Annotated in this window: 20 protein-coding genes; 2 read left to right on the plus strand and 18 right to left on the minus strand. The window is 43.7% G+C overall.

What is annotated here, in order from left to right:
• Position 1: 1 nt before the first annotated feature.
• From AC13CC_RS00620 to AC13CC_RS00635, 4 genes are read right to left on the minus strand one after another with little or no spacing between them, the layout of a single operon-like run.
• A complete protein-coding gene (locus AC13CC_RS00620; protein ID WP_482876793.1) occupies positions 2–1,048 on the minus strand; it encodes a PfkB family carbohydrate kinase in 1,047 nt (348 codons plus the stop codon).
• A complete protein-coding gene (gene uxaC, locus AC13CC_RS00625) occupies positions 1,045–2,472 on the minus strand; it encodes a glucuronate isomerase (protein WP_326280218.1) in 1,428 nt (475 codons plus the stop codon). Before uxaC ends, AC13CC_RS00620 begins: the two co-directional genes overlap by 4 nt.
• Positions 2,472–3,656 (minus strand): mannonate dehydratase, encoded by a 1,185-nt coding sequence (uxuA, locus tag AC13CC_RS00630; RefSeq protein WP_326280220.1) that lies wholly within the window; start codon positions 3,654–3,656, stop codon positions 2,472–2,474. Before uxuA ends, uxaC begins: the two co-directional genes overlap by 1 nt.
• Before the next feature lie 37 nt (positions 3,657–3,693).
• A complete protein-coding gene (locus AC13CC_RS00635) occupies positions 3,694–4,548 on the minus strand; it encodes an SDR family oxidoreductase (RefSeq protein WP_326280226.1) in 855 nt (284 codons plus the stop codon).
• Between the two features lie 130 nt (positions 4,549–4,678).
• On the opposite strand from AC13CC_RS00635, the gene AC13CC_RS00640 reads away from it, so the two are divergent.
• Positions 4,679–5,347: an NUDIX hydrolase gene (locus AC13CC_RS00640; protein ID WP_326280229.1), complete on the plus strand. Its 669-nt coding sequence runs from the start codon at positions 4,679–4,681 to the stop codon at positions 5,345–5,347.
• Between the two features lie 158 nt (positions 5,348–5,505).
• On the opposite strand, the gene AC13CC_RS00645 is transcribed toward AC13CC_RS00640, so the two are convergent.
• The 3 genes from AC13CC_RS00645 to AC13CC_RS00655 all read right to left on the minus strand — a co-directional run bounded on the left by AC13CC_RS00645 (position 5,506) and on the right by AC13CC_RS00655 (position 7,761).
• On the minus strand, positions 5,506–6,411 hold the full coding sequence (locus AC13CC_RS00645; protein ID WP_326280243.1) for an AAA family ATPase: 906 nt from the start codon (positions 6,409–6,411) through the stop codon (positions 5,506–5,508).
• Positions 6,378–6,560, minus strand: coding sequence for a hypothetical protein (locus AC13CC_RS00650; protein ID WP_482876792.1), 183 nt, complete (start codon positions 6,558–6,560; stop codon positions 6,378–6,380). Before AC13CC_RS00650 ends, AC13CC_RS00645 begins: the two co-directional genes overlap by 34 nt.
• A gap of 406 nt (positions 6,561–6,966) precedes the next feature.
• Positions 6,967–7,761 (minus strand): IS5 family transposase, encoded by a 795-nt coding sequence (locus AC13CC_RS00655; protein ID WP_482876805.1) that lies wholly within the window; start codon positions 7,759–7,761, stop codon positions 6,967–6,969.
• Positions 7,762–8,095: 334 nt separating this feature from the next.
• Between AC13CC_RS00655 and AC13CC_RS00660 the strand changes: the two genes are divergently transcribed.
• Positions 8,096–9,451 (plus strand): sensor histidine kinase, encoded by a 1,356-nt coding sequence (locus AC13CC_RS00660; RefSeq protein WP_482876791.1) that lies wholly within the window; start codon positions 8,096–8,098, stop codon positions 9,449–9,451.
• A gap of 1,009 nt (positions 9,452–10,460) precedes the next feature.
• Here the strand turns inward: AC13CC_RS00660 and AC13CC_RS00665 are convergent.
• The 11 genes from AC13CC_RS00665 to AC13CC_RS00715 form a co-directional block, all read right to left on the minus strand.
• Entirely contained in the window at positions 10,461–11,213 is a 753-nt protein-coding gene (locus AC13CC_RS00665) for a GDSL-type esterase/lipase family protein (protein WP_482876790.1), read from the minus strand.
• 426 nt (positions 11,214–11,639) lie between these two features.
• On the minus strand, positions 11,640–12,962 hold the full coding sequence (locus tag AC13CC_RS00670) for a Gfo/Idh/MocA family protein (protein ID WP_482876789.1): 1,323 nt from the start codon (positions 12,960–12,962) through the stop codon (positions 11,640–11,642).
• 38 nt (positions 12,963–13,000) lie between these two features.
• Positions 13,001–13,963 (minus strand): formylglycine-generating enzyme family protein, encoded by a 963-nt coding sequence (locus tag AC13CC_RS00675; protein ID WP_482876788.1) that lies wholly within the window; start codon positions 13,961–13,963, stop codon positions 13,001–13,003.
• 14 nt (positions 13,964–13,977) lie between these two features.
• The gene (locus AC13CC_RS00680) at positions 13,978–14,904 is read right to left on the minus strand and encodes a hydroxypyruvate isomerase family protein (RefSeq protein WP_482876786.1); all 927 of its coding nucleotides are present in this window, start codon (positions 14,902–14,904) and stop codon (positions 13,978–13,980) included.
• A gap of 30 nt (positions 14,905–14,934) precedes the next feature.
• The gene (locus AC13CC_RS00685) at positions 14,935–16,461 is read right to left on the minus strand and encodes a sialate O-acetylesterase (protein ID WP_482876784.1); all 1,527 of its coding nucleotides are present in this window, start codon (positions 16,459–16,461) and stop codon (positions 14,935–14,937) included.
• Between the two features lie 69 nt (positions 16,462–16,530).
• Entirely contained in the window at positions 16,531–18,627 is a 2,097-nt protein-coding gene (locus AC13CC_RS00690) for an alpha-L-fucosidase (RefSeq protein WP_482876783.1), read from the minus strand.
• Between the two features lie 55 nt (positions 18,628–18,682).
• On the minus strand, positions 18,683–19,384 hold the full coding sequence (locus tag AC13CC_RS00695) for an LrgB family protein (protein ID WP_326280104.1): 702 nt from the start codon (positions 19,382–19,384) through the stop codon (positions 18,683–18,685).
• The gene (locus tag AC13CC_RS00700; RefSeq protein WP_326280102.1) at positions 19,381–19,713 is read right to left on the minus strand and encodes a CidA/LrgA family protein; all 333 of its coding nucleotides are present in this window, start codon (positions 19,711–19,713) and stop codon (positions 19,381–19,383) included. The genes AC13CC_RS00695 and AC13CC_RS00700 overlap by 4 nt, the downstream gene beginning before the upstream one ends.
• Positions 19,714–19,938: 225 nt before the next feature.
• The gene (locus tag AC13CC_RS00705) at positions 19,939–20,445 is read right to left on the minus strand and encodes a sodium:solute symporter family transporter (RefSeq protein ID WP_482876782.1); all 507 of its coding nucleotides are present in this window, start codon (positions 20,443–20,445) and stop codon (positions 19,939–19,941) included.
• A 73-nt stretch (positions 20,446–20,518) separates the two neighbouring features.
• Complete coding sequence (locus AC13CC_RS00710; protein ID WP_326280068.1) at positions 20,519–20,899, minus strand: response regulator; 381 nt, start codon at positions 20,897–20,899, stop codon at positions 20,519–20,521.
• A partial coding sequence (locus AC13CC_RS00715; protein WP_482876781.1) for a PAS domain S-box protein occupies positions 20,871–21,711 on the minus strand: 841 nt, incomplete at its 5' end. The genes AC13CC_RS00710 and AC13CC_RS00715, both read right to left, overlap by 29 nt.

The raw sequence follows: 21,711 nt of genomic DNA on the forward strand, positions 1-21,711 counted from the left end.
GTTAGCGAGCCACCCTTCCGGATGCATCCCCGCTCATTAATTTTTCTACCTCGGCCACTGTCACAAGATTGGCATCTCCTTTTATAGTGTGCTTTAAACAAGAAGCCGCAACGGCAAAGTTCAATGCCTTTTGATTATCGTTCGGATAGGTCAAAAGTCCATAAATCAATCCCCCCATAAAGGAATCCCCTCCGCCGACCCGATCTACAATATGTGTAATTTGATACTGGGGCGATTTGAACATGGTCTTGCCATCATACAACACTCCTGCCCATGTATTGTGCGATGCCGATATTGATCCCCGTAGCGTGGTTATCACCTTTTTGGCGTTGGGAAATCGTTTGATCATCTGTTGACACACGGACAAAAATACTTCAGCCTTAACATGTTCCCCTTGTTTTGTAATGTCCAGTCCTTCCGGTTTGATGCCAAAATGCTTCTCTGCGTCCTCTTCGTTGCCCAGAACAATATCGCAGTACGAGGTCAGTTCGGACATGATCTCCTCCCTCTTTGCATCATCGCAGTATTTCCAAAGTTTGGCGCGGTAGTTTAAATCCGTGGATATGGTAACCCCATGTTTTTTTGCGATCTTCACGGCCTCGATACAGGCATCTGCCGCTCCCTGTGATATGGCGGGGGTAATTCCGGTCCAGTGAAACCATTCCACATCCTTGAACACACTGTCCCAATCCACCATACCAGGCGCTATCTCTGCCATGGCAGAATGTGCTCTATCGTAAATTACCTTGCTACCGCGGCTTACGGCACCGGTCTCCAAGAAATAGATGCCCAAACGCTCACCTCCAAAAATAATATTGTTCGTACCTACCCCGCGCTTTCTCATTTCCATCAGGGCACATTCCCCAATGTCGTTCTTTGGTAGGCGCGTCACAAAATCCACGGGTACGCCGTAATTGGCAAGGGATACCGCCACATTGGACTCTCCTCCCCCGTAGACCACATCAAAACTGTTGGTCTGTGAGAACCTTAGGAATCCCGGAGGGGCCAATCGTAACATGATCTCACCGAACGTGACTACTTTTTTCATTCCGTTATGTCTATTTTTTGATTATACCCTAAATTAAAATAGGCCTTGGCATTTCTATAGCAAATGTCTTGAACCAAGCTACCTATGTATTCGATGTCATTGGGGACTAGGCCCTTTTTTATATCATTCCCCAATATATTGCACAACAATCTCCTAAAATATTCGTGCCTGGGAAAGGATAGAAAGCTCCGGGAATCGGTGAGCATACCCACAAAACAACTGAGCAACCCCATATTCGATACTGCATTAAGTTGCCTTTCCATGCCGTCCAATTGATCGTTGTACCACCATCCCGAGCCCATTTGTATCTTTCCCCGAACACTACCATCATTGAAGTTTCCTGCCATGGTTGCAAAAACTTCATTTAGAGCGGGGTCAAGATTATATAGGATGGTCTTGCCAAGCTGTCCCGTACCTTCCAGGGTGTTCAAGAATTTGGCAAGGTTTATGGCCTGCGGAAAATCGCCTATCGAATCAAACCCTGTATCGGGTCCTAACAACCCCAATTTTCTTTTGTTTGTGTTTCGAAGTGCCCCCAAATGGAATTGCTGCACCCATCCCAATTTATGGTATTCCCGACAAAGGTGAACCAATGTTTCAAAGGTAAAGTACTGAATTTCTTCGATTTCCAAAGGAACACCGTTCATCACCTTTGCAAAAATGGCCTCAATACCATAGCTGTTCATCTCAAAATGGTACAACTGTTCCAGTCCATGGTCAGAGAGACGACAACCGTTTTCATGGAAATATGCCATCCTTTTTTTTAGGGCCGTGATCAAATCCTGATAGGATTTTATTTGGATTCCGGAGACTTCACCCAATCTTTCCAAATATGTTCTGTAGGCATTATTGTCCTCAATAGCATATACCTTATCTGGTCGGAAGGTCGGTAGCATTTTAGGCGAAGCATCTTCCTTTGCCATGCTGCGATGATGTGCTAAAGTGTCCGTGGGGTCATCCGTGGTACAGATCACCTCTACGTTGCACTGTTCCAACAGTCCAATTGTACTATGGCCTTTCTTTTGCAGTTGCTCTTTGGTATCCCGATAAATCCGTCCAGCATTGCTGCTTGTAAGCAGGTCATCGATTCCAAAGTAACGTTGCAGCTCCAAGTGTGTCCAATGATATAAGGGATTTCTGAGTGTGTAGGGAACCGTCTCGGCCCATTTTTGAAACTTTTCTTCGTCGGATGCGCCTCCTGTAATGAACTGTTCATCAATGCCAAAAGTTCGCATTGCCCTCCATTTATAGTGGTCATCCGTCAACCAGGCCTCAGTGATATTTTTGAACTGGTGATCACTGGCAACATGTTCGGGCGACAAGTGGTTGTGGTAATCAATTATGGGCATTTCCTCCGCAAAGCTGTGGTATAATTCCTCCGCCTGTGGGGTTTCAAGTAAAAAGCTGTCTTTTATAAATGCCATTAGGGTAAGGATTTTTCAATACCGTACATGAGTCCCCTTAATTCCGCAAGACCCCGTAAGCGTCCTATCGCGGAATATCCGGGATTTGTTTTCTTGCTGATATCGTCCAACATTTGGTGCCCATGGTCGGGCCGCATGGGCATGCGTTGGTTCTTTGCATTTTTCTTCTTGCGGATAAGCTGTTCTTTAAGCAATGCATGCATCACTCCATACATATCCACATCACCATCCAAATGGTCCGCTTCATGGAAATTGCCCAGTGCATCTCTTTTGGTACTTCTTAAATGTATAAAATTGATTTTTTCCGATAAACGATCGGCCATGCCCAACAAATCATTGTCCGCCCTGACCCCGTAAGATCCTGTACAAAAACAGAGTCCGTTGTGGGGACTGTCATAGGCTTCAAGCAGTTTTTTGGCATCTTCTTCAGTACTGACCACTCTTGGGAGCCCCAGAATGGGATATGGAGGGTCATCCGGGTGGATTGCCAAAAAAACACCGGATCTTTCCGCAGTTGGCCCTATTTCCTTGATAAAGCTGTACAGGTTTTCCCTAAGTTCTTTATCCCCAATTTCATTGTAGGTGTTCAAGGCCTGCTGAAACTGCTCCAACGTATAGCCTTCCTCAGCACCTGGCAGACCGGCAATAATATTTTCAATCAAACTGTTCTTGGCATCCTCATCCATTATATCGAATTGCGTCTTGGCGCGCTCAACACTTTCCTTGGAATAATGGTCAAAAGCCTTTTCTCGATTCAATATAAAGAGTTCAAATGCGGCAAATTCAATGGCATCAAACCGAAGTGCAAAGGAACCATCCGGCATTTTATAGGAAAGATCGGTCCGGGTCCAATCCAAGATCGGCATAAAATTGTAGCACACCGTATCTATTCCACATAAACCAAGATTTTCAATGCTTTGTTTGTAATTCGCTATATACTCTTTATAGTTTCCCCTTCTTTTTTTAATATCCTCATGGACGGGTATGCTCTCCACTACAGACCAAGTAAGTCCCGAAGCCTCTACTTCTTTTTTTCTTTTGTTTATTTCCGATGTGTGCCAAACATCTCCATTTGGAATATGGTGCAATGCCGTTACGATTCCAGTTGCGCCCGCCTGCCTGATATCCAAAAGGGAAACAGGGTCTTTTGGTCCGTACCATCGCCATGTCTGTTCTAATCCCATGAATATTGAATTTTTATTACTTCTTGATTTCTTTTTCCTAAACGCCGCTAAATGCACTGAACCCTCCATCGATGGGAACCACAATACCTGTTATAAATTTTGATTGTTCACTGCTCAACCATAAAGTGGTGCCCACCAAATCCTCCGGTTCGCCAAAGCGTCCCATGGGGGTTTGATCGATTATCGTGGTACCCCTTGGGGTCAACCCACCATCGTCTTTGGTCAATAAGCTTCTGTTCTGATCTGTTAGAAAAAAGCCAGGCGCCAAAGCATTGACCCTAATGTCCACTTTGGAAAAATGGACCGCAAGCCATTGGGTAAAATTCGAAACGGCAGCCTTAGCCCCGCTATAGGCCGGTATTTTTGTAAGCGGTGTAAAGGCATTCATTGATGAGATATTCAGAACGCTACATCCTGTGCGACCGACCATTTCCCTAGAAAAAATCTGTGTGGGCAAAAGGGTTCCAATGAAGTTTAAGTTGAACACAAATTGAATCCCTTCCATATCCAAATCAAAGAATGTTTTAAAATCCTCTGCTGTCCTTTCCAAGTCCTTCTTGAGTAAATAGGGCTCACTGGTCGTTCCCAAAGGATGGTTTCCTCCTGCCCCATTGACGAGAATATCGCAAAAACCGAATTTTTCAGCAATCTCCTTTTTGGCAGCTTGTAGGCTTTCTCGATCAAGCACATCCACTTTGACGGCCATTGCATTGCCCCCGGCATCAATGATTTTTTCCGCAACGGTCTGGGCGGATTCCATATTCAAATCCAGAACGCAGACCTTTGCACCTTGGTCAGCAAAAGCTCTGGCCAGGGTACTGCACAAAATACCGCCACCGCCTGTTATTGCGACAACTTTGCCTTTCAATTCTTTATATTTGGGATTATCCATTGCTATTTTTTTTCTTTGGACAAGGTATTGAATCAGGTGAAAAATTTATTCTGTGTACTTTATACATGGTTTCAAATATATAAATTTTTGCTATCCATTCAGAGAAAATACCAAAATTTTAGACAAAAAAATGAAAACTCAAGAAAAACTCCAGGATATTCAAGTAAAACCGGATTCGTTCGAATGTTCCGTCACTGCCGACATTACGGTTTTTGGATATGTTGATGGCAAACTAAAAATCTTGCTTATAAAAAGGTCGTTGGGACACTTTAAAAACCAATGGCATGTCCCTGGAGGCGTAATGGAGGAACATGAAACCATTGAGGACTGTGCGGCTAAGGTTCTTTTTTCCCTGACAGGGTTCAGGGACATACACTTTGAACAGGTAAAGACTTATACTACCTTGGACAGGCACCCTTTAAAGCGAGTTATTACAGTGTGTTTTTATGCTTTGGTAAAGCCTGAGAACCATCCCTTGACACTAAGGGACAATATTACGAGCATTGATTGGTTCGATGTGGACAATATTCCCAAAAATCTCGGGTATGATCATGAAAAACTAATCAACGAAGCGTATTCATTTGTGCAGAACAATTTAAAGCATAGGCTTATCCTTGGCGAACTTCTTCCGAAGGAATTTACCTTACAGGAACTTCAAAACTTATATGAGGATATTTTAAATATTGAACTGGACAGAAGGAATTTTAGAAAGCGTATATTCCAAATGGATGTTTTGGTAAACACCGAGAAAAAAAAGCAGGGTGTTAAGGGAGGGCCGTATCTATATAGGTTAAAATAATGGTGGGCTGTGACATAATCCTTGCCAAATTATATTGAGAAATCCTCCAACATAACACAAAAACCTAACTTTCTAATCAATACGATCAGATATTGGATACTCAAATTTTCCAATTTTAGTGGTCCCAACCATCCGGCACATTCAATTTTGACAATTAACTAATATAGAAACCCGAAAAGCCAAAGCGGTATTTTGTTTTGGGAGCCATACAATATGTTATCGGCCACGACATAAGAGTTCGCGACTGTCTTTATCTGTTTATGGCTTTTCCCTTTGCCCCCAATCTCAAAGGTGAATTGACCATCAACCAAAAAGTCGCCTAAATCAGTATACCCAAGCGTATGCCGATATCTCAATTGATTGGAGAAAAAAGTTTCTCTAAGATTCCCTATGTTAGCATTATTCCGTGCCAGTAAAAAGATTGAGTTAGTATTTTCCAGATAAACCTTGGAAGGTTTCTGGAGCTTGCTGATACCATAAGGGTCTTTATAAAGGTTATAGGTCAGTCCGATTTCATCCAAATAGTTTAGATAGGACAATAAGGTTGCTCTATTAATGCCAATCTTATCGCTCAACTTGCTTACATTCGGAACAAAGGGAACAGATTCCGCTATGATTACCAAAAGCTGTTTCACTTTGGTCACATAGGCCATATCCACGTTTCGCAATAATGGCAATTCAATTTCCAGAATCATGTTCACTACTTCCCCAAGGCGTATTTCGTAAAGGTCGAGCCCTTCCCTATAAAAGGGATAATATCCATGTTTAAGGTAGCTATCGAAATATTGAAGTGGCTTTATCTTGTCATTGATTTGTTGAGTCACTTCAATATGGTTTTCCAAGATTTGATCAAGGGACAATGGTTTAAGGAGAGTTCCCGATTCCACCCCGATATATTCCCGGAAAGAAAAACCTTGCATGGTATAAACCACGGCTCTTCGACTTAAATCGGCACGAGCGTTCAATATTTCAAGAAGTGAGGATCCCGTAAAAACGATTTTTAGGTTTGGGTAACTATCATTTATATTCTTTAGTTCCTGTGCCCACCCGGAATATTTGTGCACCTCATCCAAAAAAAGATATTGCCCCCCTGACGTTCAAAATCGCGGACCAATTCGATAAGGGAATGGTGATTGAACCAAATGTCATCCAAGCTCACATATAGCGTCTGTCCAAGGGAGCTGCTTAGGTTCAACTTGATATATTGTAGCAAAAGTGTGGTCTTTCCAATACCTCTTGCTCCTTTTATACCAATCAGCCTCGCTTCCCAACGAATCTAATCCATAATCGACCTAACGAAATCGGTGGAAGTATGTTTTAACTTTTGCTGAAATTGCTCAAATAAAAAATCCATTTTGTTTACTTTAACAAACAAAATCAGTTAATTCTTGTACACCGCAATAAACAAAAAGGATTAAATTGGTTAGCCATGCGAAATTACATCTGAATTCCTTCAGGAACTTCAAACTATCTATATCATATCCACAAAGGGTTGGGACAGAGGTCAGAAACCATGTCATCACAGGATTTGAGATGGTTTGATTTGGGAACATTTTTTTCTATTGAACTTTTTAAATCAATAGTTTTCACTTGTTTGTTTTTATTTTCTTACATAGAACTCATTTAAACTTTTTCTTTATGAATCTTTTAATTGCAATTACGATGAAAGCCAGATAGTTGAACCCTTTCCAGCTTTCCGTTGTGGTATCGAACCTGTTGAGCAATGAGCGAAAGCTGTCGATCCATGCATTGGTTCGCTCCACGGCATATCTTTCATCGTATAGTTTTTGATCAAAGTATTCGTTCCTCTCCGTATTCCCGTTACGTTTGTTGAAGCAGATGTTGGCATTGATCTCCCTTGATGCACATGCGGCCCTGAAGTCTTTCGAATCGAATCCCGCATCGGCATTGAGGAAGAGCCCCTCCATTGGGATCTCCGCCCTTTCAAGGGCAGCGGTGACCACCTCGAACTGTACCTCGATATCGTAAAGGTCGTTATGGTTGCCGGCCACGGGCTCGGACATTGCCAAGGGCAGCCCCTGCCTATCGGTAAGGTAAAGGGCGTTGGTGGTCCTTCGCCTCTTCCTGCCCTGATATTCGACACCCGCACCGCCCCTTATCGCTGGGGTATGGCTCCCGTCCAGGTCCACGCTGGAAAGGTCAAGTTCGGCCCTGTGCCTCTTCAGAAATGCAGTCCAGCAGTCCAGCCAAGTCCCCGAAAGGCTCCACTTTCTATAGTGGTGGTAGACCGACTGCCAGCTCAGGACCTTTTGGGAGAACAGTGCCCCCACGGGCAAGAGCTCCCACTGTACCCCGCTCTTCATCTTGTAGAGTATCGCGTTGACGATCTCGCACAAGGGGACCGTCGGGGCAAAGCCCCGCTTGGGAAGCGGTATGTTGGGGACTATCTCCATTTCTATGGTATCTTTGTCGAGTACTTTGTACAAGGGCTATGGTATTTGCGTGTGGTAACACAAATGTCCGTAGCCCTATCTTTCGATCCAAAAAAGTTTAAATCACTTCATAATATTTTGTTGAATTTTATGTTATCAAACTATATTCATCCTAGATGCACAAAAATATTTATCCCCCCTATTCTTTGTGTATCCAAGTCAGGTATGGAATGGGGGGGATAAAATTTTTAAAACAGAAAAAATGAGACAACCCAACATATGGCCGATGGATGGAGAAATTTGGGGGTAATCTACTGTTGGTTAAGGTTGTTCTGTATTTTGGAATACCGAAAAAATGATGATGACACTTTGGAACGCCTACAAGAGAAAAATCAACCACAATTGCAACCCCGCCTCTGCAGAGACTGGAGAGACCGTAAGCTATTGGAGAAATACGCTATTTTCAACCACAATGATGTTTTTATTGCCTCTTTGTTTAATTGCGTTACTTCCGTCACTGCTTTTGATTACGTATGAAAACAAAGAGTTCATAACACTTTTGCATTTTACGACTATTGGTGTCATGTGCTTCATCGCATTTGCACCTAGGGTTAAAATAACGACGAGAAAGCTGATTTTCTCATTCACTGTATTTGTTTTTGCCACCATTCTAAATATTTTCACTTCTCCTTCTTCTGGTTCTGTTTTGGTCTACTTTTTGGCAGCATGTATCTACTCCATTATTATTTTCGATAACAAATATGCATTTTGGTGGAGTCATATTGTACTGTTCATCTCTGTCTTTTTTGGATTTGCCATACACTTCAAGTTAACAGACTTTAGCCACAATGTTGATATGAGCTCTGTTAATGAATGGGTTGCGGTTAGTGCCAATCTTGTTTTTCTCTGTTATCTGTCATCAGCTCTAATCCCCAAAATATTTGGTGGGATCGAAAACCATATACAAGAACAGATCAGGTTGAAAAGTGAACTTGAAAAAAGCAAAATCGCTTTGCAGACCAAAAATGAAGAACTTGCGCAATACGCATATGTTGCTTCTCACGACCTGCAGGAACCCTTGAGAATGGTCAGCAGTTTTATGGAAAAACTGAAACTGAAACATGCTGATAAACTGGACGATAAAGGACTCCAATACATTCATTATGCTACAGATGGTGCCCATCGAATGAAGCAAATCATTCTTGACCTGCAGCTCCATTCTGAAGTCGACAGGCCCACAGAGCTGAAAGAATCCGTAGACCTGAATGAAATCGTTTCAGAGTTTTTACTGTTAAGAAGAGATTTGATCAACGAAAAAAAGGCGGTCGTCAATTATGATAAACTGCCTGAATTGGAAACCTACAAAGCTCCTGTCTCCCAACTATTTCATTGCTTATTGGACAACGCCTTAAAATATACAAGGGAGAATGTGCCCCCTGTAATTACCATTGAAGCTGTAAATAAGGGAGAGTTATGGAAATTCACTATAAAAGACAACGGTATAGGGATTGATGAAAGGTTCTTCGACAAAGTGTTCGTCATTTTCCAACGGTTACATAATAGAAATGGGGATGACGGTACCGGTATTGGCTTATCGATTGCCAAAAGAGCGGTAGGGTTTTTGGGGGGAGAAATATGGATAGAATCCAAACCGGAAGTAGGTTCTACCTTTCATTTCACAATTTCAACCACAATAAATCATAATGTTTGACAAAAAATTTAAAACCGGATCAGTCTAGGAATGGCCGAACCATTTTTATTATAAAATTACTGATTAACAAAAAGTGTTTCAGGGGAGTTGACAAATCAATCGACAATAAGCGGTAATGAAATAGCTGTACACACAGAATAGGTAACTGTTCAAAAAAATAGAACAGTTCAAAAAACATACAATCTACTATCGAGAAAGACTCAGAAGTAAAAAAGATGAAAGAGCAGAGCCAAATAGAAATGTATCAAACCAATGATGGTTCAACTCAAATTAATGTGCAATTTGAGGAAGATTCGGTTTGGCATAGCCCGCCCCTATCGCAGAGCTTTCTGGCAAAGATGCAAGAACCGTAAATGAGTCCTGTTCAGGGATAATAACACAATTGGAAAATCCCTTGCCCCTTTTACGGCTATTGTCCCATAAATTGGTCTTTATTTCCCGATTTATGCAGAAATCGTTGCACTCACCGTCGATGTTAATCCTACAATAGACAAGTCGGTTCTTGGATTGCACCTTGTGCTTTCCAGTAAACAAATTGATTGTTAAACTATTGTTTTCTGCCTGTTGTATGGAGTGGTTTTTCCTACCTGTCGTGCACCTCTTAGTATTAAAGACTACCTATTCTATGCGATTTTCCAGTTTTCCAAATAGGTAATCGCATGTCTTTTAAAGTTCATATATAATTTGAATGTAACAAAGTAAGGGCGATTTACTTAATTTCTTGTAACAAATTAAGGCATCTTTTCAACAAGGCACAGCTTGAGTACATCTACCTCATCTCAATTGATGTCCATGAGCCCAGAACATAAAGTACCATTATAACGCCTAAGACATTATCGTTTATTTGAACTATAGTTGTACCGGAAACGCCTGACGTGAAAACCTCCTTAGCCGGCTAAAATTGAGCATGGCAAAGCTATCAACAAACATCTAAAAACCAAACTCCTATGTCCAAACTAATAAACTAAAAAAGTTTAAATGGTATGTTTGGTATTAATGGTGGACCTTATCAATCCAAATAGGCTTTTAACAAATTGGCCCAGTGGATATAGCCCTTTGGCGTTAGGTGTAAACCATCGTTTGTGTATTTAATGTCCAATCGACCCATATCATCCAAAAACCGAGGGTATAAATCAATCAGATTTATATTTTTTTGATTGGCTAGGTTTCGCAGGGCCTCATTGATATACAAAATATTGGAAGTCTTGTCATAGTGGTTTTTAAAACGTGTGAAGGTACCATTAACTGGAAGTAGGGTCTGTATGTAAATTTCGGTGCCTGGCGACTCTTCCTGTATTTTGTAGATTATTTTACGATAGTTCCTGATGACGCCGTCATCAGGTATGTTCCTTGACAAATCGTTCACTCCAATCAAAATGAACACTTTAGCAGGAGCACTTTCGGTAACCTCCCCCAATCGTTCCAGAACACCATAGGTGGTATCTCCCGAAATCCCTCTGTTCACAGCATTGTCCATGCCCAACAACTCACTCCATTGAGTTCCTTCGGTTATACTGTCACCCAAAAACACGATATCATTCCCGCTAATTGGAAACATTTTGAATTGTAAAATTTTATCGTGAAAGCTTTCTGGCCTGTGAGTGCTATCAACCCTTTTCACTTGTTGTGCGTGCAAGGAAACCATCATAAAGGTCAAACCTAGGGCAAGCTGTATTCTTTGCTTAAATTTCCAACCCGGTTCGGTTTTTACATTTTTTAAATTAAAAAGTGATTTCCAGGCCATCCATGTATTACTTGTCATAAAAATCGGTCTTACATTTATTTATTTTTCATTAAGATCAACAATCCTCCCATTAAAAATATCATCAAGGTTACTTTCATAACTTGTCGGGGCACCTTGAATGAACTTTTGGTAAAGTTTTGGGGAATCCTATCAATATTTTCGAAAATCTGTACGATCCTTTGACTTTCGTTCGAAAGCCTCGTCATAGTTATGGCATACCCTTTTGAATGTCGATGCCAACATACATTCCCGAAAGGACATCATCATGTTTTCAAGGTCGACATCGGACATCTGGAAACAAGACCCAATGTTGAACATACTTCTGTGATAGCAGTTAAATTCCGTACAGCTAAAACTCTTATTGTATACCTTTTGCTCCTTCAAAGGAAATCCATGGACAATTTTTCATCTTGCCCCATGTTGGCGATAAATATTGTCAAAATCCTAAAGAACCTTGCCCTTCCCCGGGATTGGTATCGGATAATTACCCTCGGCATTGGGCAATGAAGGTGGTTGGGAATCCCATGTCATCGCCTCGGGCATTAATCTAATTTCTGACTTGATGGCCTCATCCCAAGTGATGATTTTTCCGCTATAGGTGGCCATCCTACCCATTATGGCACTCATAGTGCTTTTGGCACCAATCTCCGCATCATTGATCACACCTTTGTTCCTTATGGAAGCAAAAAGTCGATCGTGCTCAACCTGATATGGGTTGTGTCCTTCGGAGTTTGCTATGGAATGTAGTTCATTTCCCGACAGGCCGTATATTTTTGCGATACCTGCATCGTTGGTACTCACAGTGCCTTTAGTGCCTTGGAACGCTTCACCTACACGGTACATCGTATTGGGCTGGTGACGGCATTGGCTTGAAATGACCGCTCCGCTGGGATAGGTGAACTCGACAAAGTGGTGGTCGTAGATCTCACCATGGTCGGGTCCAGTTCGCACCAAACGCCCTCCCATACCCTGGGCCGATTCCGGATACTCACCAATAAACCAGTTGGCCACATCGATATTGTGTATGTGCTGTTCCAAAATGTGGTCGCCACAGAGCCAATTAAAATAATACCAATTGCGCATTTGATACTCCAATTCCGTCTGTCCCGGTTTCCTTGGTTTTACCCAGACCCCTGAGCTGTTCCAATATACTTGTCCGGAAACAATCTTTCCGATGTCACCCTCTTTTATTTTTTCCAAGGTTTTTAGGTAGTTCTCCTGATATCTTCTTTGTAAACCGACAACCACGTTCAGTTTTTTATCTTCAGCCAATTTGGCTGCCTCCAATACTTTTCTTACCCCTGGAACATCGGTTGCCACCGGTTTTTCCATGAATACATGCTTACCATTCTCAATGGCATATGCAAAATGGTAGGGCCTGAATCCCGGAGGAGTAGCCAAAATGACAACATCGGCCAGGTCAATGGCCTTTTTATAGGCATCAAAGCCATAAAACTTGTTTTTCTCCTTGACATTGATTTTCCCAGTATTTATGTATTTTTCAGCAAGGCTATTGTAGCTGCTTGTAAGTCTATCTTCAAAGGCATCTGCCATGGCCACCAATTCTATGTGCTCATCCGCTTGGAGGGCTTGGTTGGCCGCGCCTGTACCTCTGCCCCCACATCCCACAAGGGCCAATTTCAATTTCCTGTTGTTGAACACATTGGCCATGCCCTCCATTTCCATGGATGGGAGGACCATTCCTGCTGACAATAGCGCTGTATTTTTCACAAAGTTCCTTCTTGACCTATTCCTTTTATCTTTCATGGTTTGATATGATTATTAATTCGATTTGACGATTGTTTTTAGTTTTCCTTTGACCAATACCTATTCATTTCTTCTTCTGATGGGGTTTCAAAGGGCCTTACTATCCTAAAGCCCACAAAACCGGCATCGGTGAACCACCATTTACTGCGGGGAAATTGGGGGTCCCTTTGCTTCCAAACAGGGTCTGAGGCCAATCTGGATGCACTGCGTAACAGTGCGGGCCCATCCTTGAAAGAACCTCCCCGAATGGCAACGGGATATTCGCTCACAACCGGTTCAAAGGGCATTTCGGCATCCCCATAGCCATTTTTATCATATTGGTCCAAAGTCCATTCCGCAACATTGCCGTACATATCGTAGAGCTCCCAAGGATTTGGTTGCTTTGTGCCCACCTTGTGGTACCTTCCCTCACTGTTCGCGTTGAACCATGCATGGTTGTCCAGCACCGATGCATCTTTTCCAAAGTAATAAGCCTCCCTATTGCCTGCCCGGGCCGCGTATTCCCATTCCGCTTCTGTGGGTAATCGATAATAATGTCCCGTGATTGCCGAAAGCCATTGACAGAAGGCGGATGCGGCCCTTTGGGTGATATTGACCACTGGAAAACCCTCTTCCCTTCCCATCCCCAAGCTCATATCGACATAGGGTACGGTTGCTCCGGATACCGCATCGACCTCCAAGTGCACTTCATTGGCCCTCGTTATATTTTCGAGATTATCTATGGCCCTCTCAATAAAAAGATTATATAGCTCCCAGGTAATTTCATATTTGGACATCCAAAAACCTTCGACAGCCACCTCTCGGACAGGCCCTTCATCACTGCTCCTGCCGGCTTCGCTTTGAGGGCTGCCCATTTGAAATGTCCCTGAGGGAATGGGGACCATTTCCAATTCAACATCCACCCCTGGCAAATCTTGGGCATAACTTGACGGTTGTTGGGCAAAACCCATTGCCGTCATGCCCATAAACAGATAAAATAACTTGATTGATCTAATTTTCATCTTGGTTCCGAACATTAAAAGGCATCACTGGTTTTATAGGCTTCAATAACGGCAAGCTCCCCTTGCTTGCCCGCCCCGGAGTTGCCATGTTCCATTCCCACGATACCGGTATATCCCTTGGAATGGATATGCTTGAAAACATTTCGATAATTGATTTCCCCAGTGGTCGGTTCTTTCCTGCCCGGATTGTCACCGACCTGAAAATAGGCAATCTCTTCCCATGCCGCATCTATGTTGGGGATCAGGTTCCCTTCTTGGATCTGTTGGTGGTAAATGTCAAAAAGTATCTTACAGGAGGGACTGTCCACAGCCTTGCATATTTCATAGGCTTGGGGACTGTCGGTAAGAAACAGTCCGGGATGGTCCCTGAAGTTAAGGGGCTCCAATACCATGGTCAATCCATGTGGCTCCAATAGTTCGCAGGCCCTTTTGAGCGATTCAACGACATTTGCGGTCTGATAGCCCATGCGCAAGCCAAGGTCCACATGTCCGGGGACCACGGTCATCCATTTGGCATTTACCCGCTTGGCGACATCGATGGATTCCTTTATCTCCTTCAGGAACTTTTCCCGCAGTGAGGTGTCCCCATTGGTGAGGTTGGGCTTGTTCCAGGAAATCTCATGGGCAACGAAGACCCCCATGCCAATCCCACGTTTTTGCATGGTTCTGGCCATTTGTTCCTGTAGCCCCGTGGTCCTACTTTTCATACCATTGTCCTCAAAGGCCGTAAACCCCATGTCTGCCATAAAGTTCAATTGATCGATGGGATCGTCCCCGGCCGATTCCTTGAACATGCCCAAATGCGGTGCATATTTGAGTTGAAAATCATTTTTGCTCAATGGATAGGTCTTTTTCGATTCCATTGCAAATAATGGAGCCCCTCCCAATCCAATTGCTGTGGATGCGATGATTTTGTTTCTAACGAATTCCCTACGTTTCATCTGTTATTCATTTTTTATCGTCGTGGATATTTATTTTACACTCACTTTAAACGTGGATGCGGGGAGCTGCCCAGCATTGACTAGGTTGGCATCCGTCCAAGGTTTCCACGCATAATACAATTTTTTTGGTTTTTGTGGGGACGGAATGACAATTCTGTCCCTTTCATCAATGAATGCCAGCATCGGCGACTTGCCATCCAAGGAAAAGCCCCGTGGAGCTTCGTCATCCGAAGTCGTCAAACCCTTGCCATACCGAAAGGTAACAATAATGTTCCCATTTTTGTACTTTGCTTTTTTGGGCAATGGGCCGGAAGGCACTGCGTCGTGGCCATAAACGGTTGAAAGGGCCCACCGGGCAAGACGTTCGCCCACTGCCTTTTTGTTTGTTGGGTGCACGTCATGCCTGGCGCCTATATCGCTTGTCACGGCCATCCCTGAATTTTGTATCCTGCCCAATAGTTTTCGTTGTTCGTTTCTAAACTCGGGCCATAACCTTGACTTATAGTGCATCGTATCAATAGAAGAGAGTTGTGCCCACAGGAACGGCATGTCTGGGTCTTTCCACTGGCGACGGTAGGCTTTGACCATCATTTCTTGCAACTCCCCGTATTCCTCCACACGATCGGGTTCTTGGGCGTTGCTCTCCCCTTGGTACCAAACAATGCCCCTTAAGGGCATTTTCATCAATGGTCGGACTCCCGCTTCATAGGCAAAACCAGGTTTAAAGGCATGGTTGGGCCCCAGATTGTCTTGGGGTACATTCTTTACTCCCCCTACATTTTGTCCGCCCCGTTCCCTGACCCAAACCGGCAGTTCATCATTGTCCAGCCAATTTCCCTTGACCTTGTTTTTAAAGCGAGGGTTACGAAGGAAGGATTTTCGGTCTATGAAGGTTTCTATGGGAGCACCTCCTATGGCCAAATGGATAAGACCAATAGGTACAGCTTCGGTATCCATGATCGTTTTGCCAAAATAATATCCTACTGCACTCATGGTATTCACGGAAGTGCTGTCACATTCTTGCCAATTTCCCCTGTAAAAACCCTCTGGGGTCAATTGACTTGCAATGGAGTCGACAAAAATCTTGTTATAGATATTTTTTCCTGCATAGGTTGGATTGTAGAATCGAAGCAAGGAGTCACCAGCAAACCCATTGGCATTTTTAAAATACATTTCCCGTTCCATGGGCCACTCCATATTGGACTGACCTATGCACAGCCACACATCGCCAACCATAATATTATTGATTTCTATCCTTTTCCCACCATTTACAATGAGTAGGCCCATCGGTTCGGAAGAGGCCTTGTGCCTTTTTAAATACAGGCTCCATGTGGAATCCTTTTCCACGGTGGTTTCTTTGGTGGTATTGCCCAACTTCAGCACAACGGTGGTTTGTGGTTGCCCCTTGCCCCAAAAATGGATGGGACGGTTGCGTTGCACCACCATGTGATCACCAAAAAAAGGGGAAAGGCTCAATTGGGCCAATAATCCTATCGGTAGCATACATAAAGTGAAGGCTACTTTGGCTTTTTTTAGATTTTGTCGTAGTTGGGGCATTGTGTATCGGTTTGTTTTAATTTTTTGGCTTACGGGTACGCTGTGCTTTGTTCTTTTATGGTTCGCCATCTATTGGTTATCTTGGTAAGGGTCTTGGGTCAAAACCCCTATTTCGGCAAAAGATGCCTGTGGATCTTTACCGTCGACCCCCAAGGCGCGTAATTTGATGTACCTGCCCTTCGTTGGTTGGAACATAACCTTTTGTTCGATTCTACTATTGACAATGTTACCGAATTCCCCCGATGCCACAGACTGCCAGTTCCTATTATCTTGACTCACCAGAAATTCATAATGGGTAATGATTCCGAACGGATAGCGTTCTTGGTTGGGCCAGTAGGTAAAACCATTTAGTTCATGGGTGCGTCCCAAATCGATTACAACCTCTTTTTGATTGGTCGCCCAAAAGGTTTCGGGATTATCGTCCATCAATTTTATCACCTCTTTTTCTTCCCCGATCGGAAAAACGACCTTCCAATCATTTTTGGCCAGGTCAAAATATTTGACCGCCACGCCACTTCCCTGTCCGTTTTCGGGATTTATCGCAATGGCCTTGACGGTAGTGGGCTTTTCTACCAAAAATGGTACACGATATTTTTGGGAGCCCATGGAAGGCTCGGTACCATCCAAGGTATAGAAAACATCGACCGATCTCTCTGGCACCGAAAGGGAAACAAGCCCTTTACGGTTCCTTGTAATGATGGGATCCACAACTAGCTTAGGTGCACGGTACAGTGCAAGGTTGGACAGCAGAATGGGGCCTTTGGAATCTAAAATGTCTATTTTCACCTTATCCGCCAAAACGGTTTCCCAGCGAAGAATGCGCTTATAGCCTACCGTTGTCTGCTCGTCGAGTATTTTCCATTTTCCATCGACCCTTGCGCTCACGGTAAAGTTTTTGATCCGTTGTCCCAAGGAAATGAATTCTTGCAAAACTATCCGGTTTAGCTCGGTGGGTTCATCGAACGAAACTGTGATAGTGGCCCTTGTAATGCCGTCATCGGTTGCCCAGTAGGTATCATTGTTGCCATCCAACATATTTTTGGCCGAATAGTCGGAATGACCTCCTCGCGTGTTCGAAACCTCTATTTTTGAATTATTTGTAAGTTCTTGGGCAAAATCTTTGTCGATTTGTTCTTTTAGGGCCATCAAGCGTCTCACATCCTTTTCATGTACCAACCCACGGGTATCCACCGGAAGGTTCAATAGCAAGGCGGCATTTCTACCAATAGCGTTATAGTAAATATCCAGCAGATGGGGCAGCGTTTTCACCTGATGGTCCTCAGCGGCATGATAATACCATCCCGGCCGGATGGAAACATCGGCTTCGGCCGGTAGCCAATGGGTACCATCCTCATGGCCGGAACGCAGCTCAACGTAACGGGGCCAACCGGGATAGATCTCGTCCCTTCGCATGATACTCCAATTCGTCTCATTGGCCCAGCCTTCCTCATTGCCCACCCAGCGTACATCAGGTCCGTTATCCGCAAAGATTACGGCATTGGGCTGCAACTTTCGGATCATGGCGGTGGTCTTTTCCCAATCGTAGTAGGTCTTACTATCGATCTTTCTGGACTCGTTGGCACCTCCATAGTAGCCAGAACCTCCATTGGCCCCGTCAAACCAAATCTCGAACAATTCTCCATAATTGGTCAAAAGTTCCCGGAGCTGTTCATGGAAGATTTTCACGTACTCGGGCCGGCCATAATATGTATTGTTCCGATCCCAGGGGGAAAGGTATAGTCCGAGTTTCAGTCCATACTCTTTACAGGCTTCGCTCAATTCCCTGACCACGTCTCCCTCCCCATTTTTCCAGGGTGAATTCTTGACCGAATGCTCGGTAGTATTGGATGGCCACAGGCAAAAACCATCGTGGTGCTTGGCCGTAAGAATAATACCTTTCATACCGGCATCACGAGCCACTCTTGCCCATTGTCGGACATCCAAATTGGAGGGGTTGAACTGATTTGGTGATTCGGCCCCTGTTCCCCATTCCCTATTGGTAAAGGTGTTCATGTTAAAATGTACGAAGGCATAATATTCCATTTTGTGCCAAGCCATTTGCCTTTCTGAGGGGGTCGGTCCCACAGCTTCGGGCGGGGCAACTGTTTTACAGCCCAACATTACCATTGGAAGAAGTATGTATAGTATGATATTTTTTATTGTCATGTTGTTTTTGTCTTTTGTTTTCAAAGCGTTTGTTTATTAAGTGTGTTCAAGCCAATCATAAAAAATTGAACCCATCCAATATCAAGGGGACCAAAATTGCTGTGACCACGCCGTTTACGCAAATGGCGATACCTCCGTAAGCGGCGGCACTCCTTCCAATATCCAGAGCCCGAGCTGTACCAATGCCATGGGAGGCCGTGCCCAGGGCCGTTCCTATGGCCATTTCACTCTTAATGCCAAATGCCCTTAGAATAGGTACCCCAAAGACATTTCCAAAAATGCCCACGGCTATGACCACTGCGGCCGTAATTGCCGGTATTCCCGAAACCAATTTGGTAGTTTCAATGGCTATGGGCGTGGTCACCGATTTGGCGGCCAATGACCTAACGATGAAACTGGGGGATTCCAACCAGATCAAACTCAACAAAACTATAAATATACTGGAGACACCCCCAATGGTCACTGCGGCAAAAAAGGGTATCAAATTGCTTTTGATCTCATCATATTTTTCATGGAACAATACTCCTAGGGCAACCACGGAAGGTCCCAAAAAAAAACTGATATACCGACCGCCTTGATCATAGGTTTCAAAATCGATGTCCAAAGCCAGCAAAAGCACTATCAGGACCGAAACCGTGATTAAGATCGGGGTGGCCAAGACCCACTTCAATTTCACGTGAACTTTTTGGGCTAAAAAATAAACCGCCAAGGTCAGAAAGATCCAAACCATGGGCGAGGTCAGAAGATATTCCTTCATTTCTCAAGTATTTGTTGGATATATCCGGTTATGATCAGTGTCATGGATGTGCTGACAGTCACCACTAGCGCCAAGGCGCCCCAATGCTCCCTTACCACATCGAAATGGTTCATTAAGCCAACCCCATAGGGCACAAAAAAGAGTACCATATAGTTCAAGAGTTTATCTGCGGCCGGTTTTACCGAATCCAAGCTAATGATCCTTGTTCTCAGAGCAAGGAAAATAAATATCATTCCCAAGATATTTCCTGCAACAGGAAGATGGAAAAGATGCCTTAGGGCTTCGCCCAAGATCAAAAACAACATGATATAGCCGAGGGATTTTAACATTTAAGTTTTTTGTTTTTATTCCTAAAAAGTTTAGACCGTTCCAGATGGTACAATTGTTCCTGTAAAGATGTAAATTTTTAAGGACATCATTTTGGGGTCATTAACAAGGTGTACCCCAGTCGTACCTGTCGACTTTTGTTACCTACCCGTCCAGTCTTCCCTAACCATCCAGTTTGAACGATTGTGAGCTTCCAGTGATAGCCCCTGGCCATACAACACAACTGATCAATGATTGCCCTTGGGTTTAAAAAATAGGCTAAACAGGTATCCGAAAACGAAACAGGAAACCAGCCCAAAGAACGCATACATTAAGAAACTGATATTTGTAAACACACTGATATACCATATCAAAACCGCACTGGCAAAAAGGCCTAAAAGAGTTCCCCTTGCATTGGCCCTTTTGGTCAGCATGCCCAATAGGAACATACCTCCAAGACCTCCAGTAAACAAACCAAGATACCTATAAAACTCATCCCAAAGGGATTTAATGTTGGAATTGGCCATCCAAAGAGCCAGTAACATTCCGATCAGTCCGGTAAGAACAGTAACCATTCTAGCGATACGCAATAAGCGTTTATCGGCCACATCCCTTTTGAACCGTTTGTAGAAATCATTGCAAAAGGCAGTGGAAACGGAGTTCAGGCTGCTACTGATACTACTCATGGCTGCAGAAAAAATACCGGCCACCAAAAGTCCCGATACCCGGTATGGTGCCAAATTGATACACGCCAAAACCATAGGGTTTTGGCAATAATTACTGTTTTTGCCCAACCGCTATCCAAAAAATGCCGATGCACAAGTTCCCTTAAGCCATTGTGCCTTTTATCATATCCAAGGAAAGAGGCTTGGTCAAATAGTCCTTAACGAGTTGATACGTTTTAGCCTTTTCCCTGTCGCCCGGGTCCGTAGAAGAGGAAACAATAAATACGGATATTGATTCGGCCTTGACCCAATCGCTTTGCTCTATGGCATCCATAAACTCCCATCCGTTCATCTCCGGCATGTTAATATCCAGCAAAATGGTGTAATGGCCCTTCTCGTTAAAATTATCCTGTAAAAAGTCCAAGGCCGCCCTACCATTGGAAAACTCCTTTACATTGAAGTCTGGTGCGACCTTTTGGATCATTTTAAGTGCTAGCCAATTGAAAATCGGGTCATCATCGACCAGCAATACTGACTTCTCCATATTTGGTATGGGTTTGGTTCATTGAATTGCTCTCTATATTTAAATCATCGATGATTTTACCTAGTTCACTGCCCGAACCCTTTATTTGGTTGAGCAGAAATGGAATATCATCGGGATCCACCACGTCCAGTTCCAGGAGGTGTATAATCGATAACAAACGTGCCAATGGAGCGCGAACCACGTGGGACTGGGTCCAAGCTATATCCTTTAATTTTCGGTTGTGCCCTTCAATGGTCCGGATATATTCTTGTTTGTCCGTGATATCCTTGGCAAGAATCAGCCTCATTATTTTGTCCCCGTACTCAATCTCACTGCTGTATATTTCAACACGTATCTCTTGGCCCGTTTTCAATAAGTGCTCAAATTCACCCGCATAGTGATTGGAACAATCCCTTTTTCGGTCCTTTAGGCTTTTTTCAAGATGCTTTACCTGGCTCCTTGGCCTTATGTCCTTGATGGTCATCCTTTCGAACTCCTCCAATGTATAGCCATATTTATCAACGGCCGCCTTGTTCACGCCCAAAAACAACAAGGTATCCGGATCATAGATCCACATGGGCTGGGGACTGAAATCAAACAGGTCCTGATATATCTTTTTGTTTTTGTTCAATTGGGCGATGTAACTCTTCCGCTCTAGGGCATAGATAATGGACTTGTAAATGATCTCGGGACTGATCTCGTCCTTGATCAAAAAATCCGACACCCCTTTGGACAATATCTTTCTGGCCAGTTCAATATCCGAGTAGCCCGTTAGGATGATGATAGGAATATTGCCACTGACCTCTTGGACCTTTTCCACCAATTGCTCCCCT

Source organism: Flagellimonas sp. L-11 (assembly GCF_056857735.1).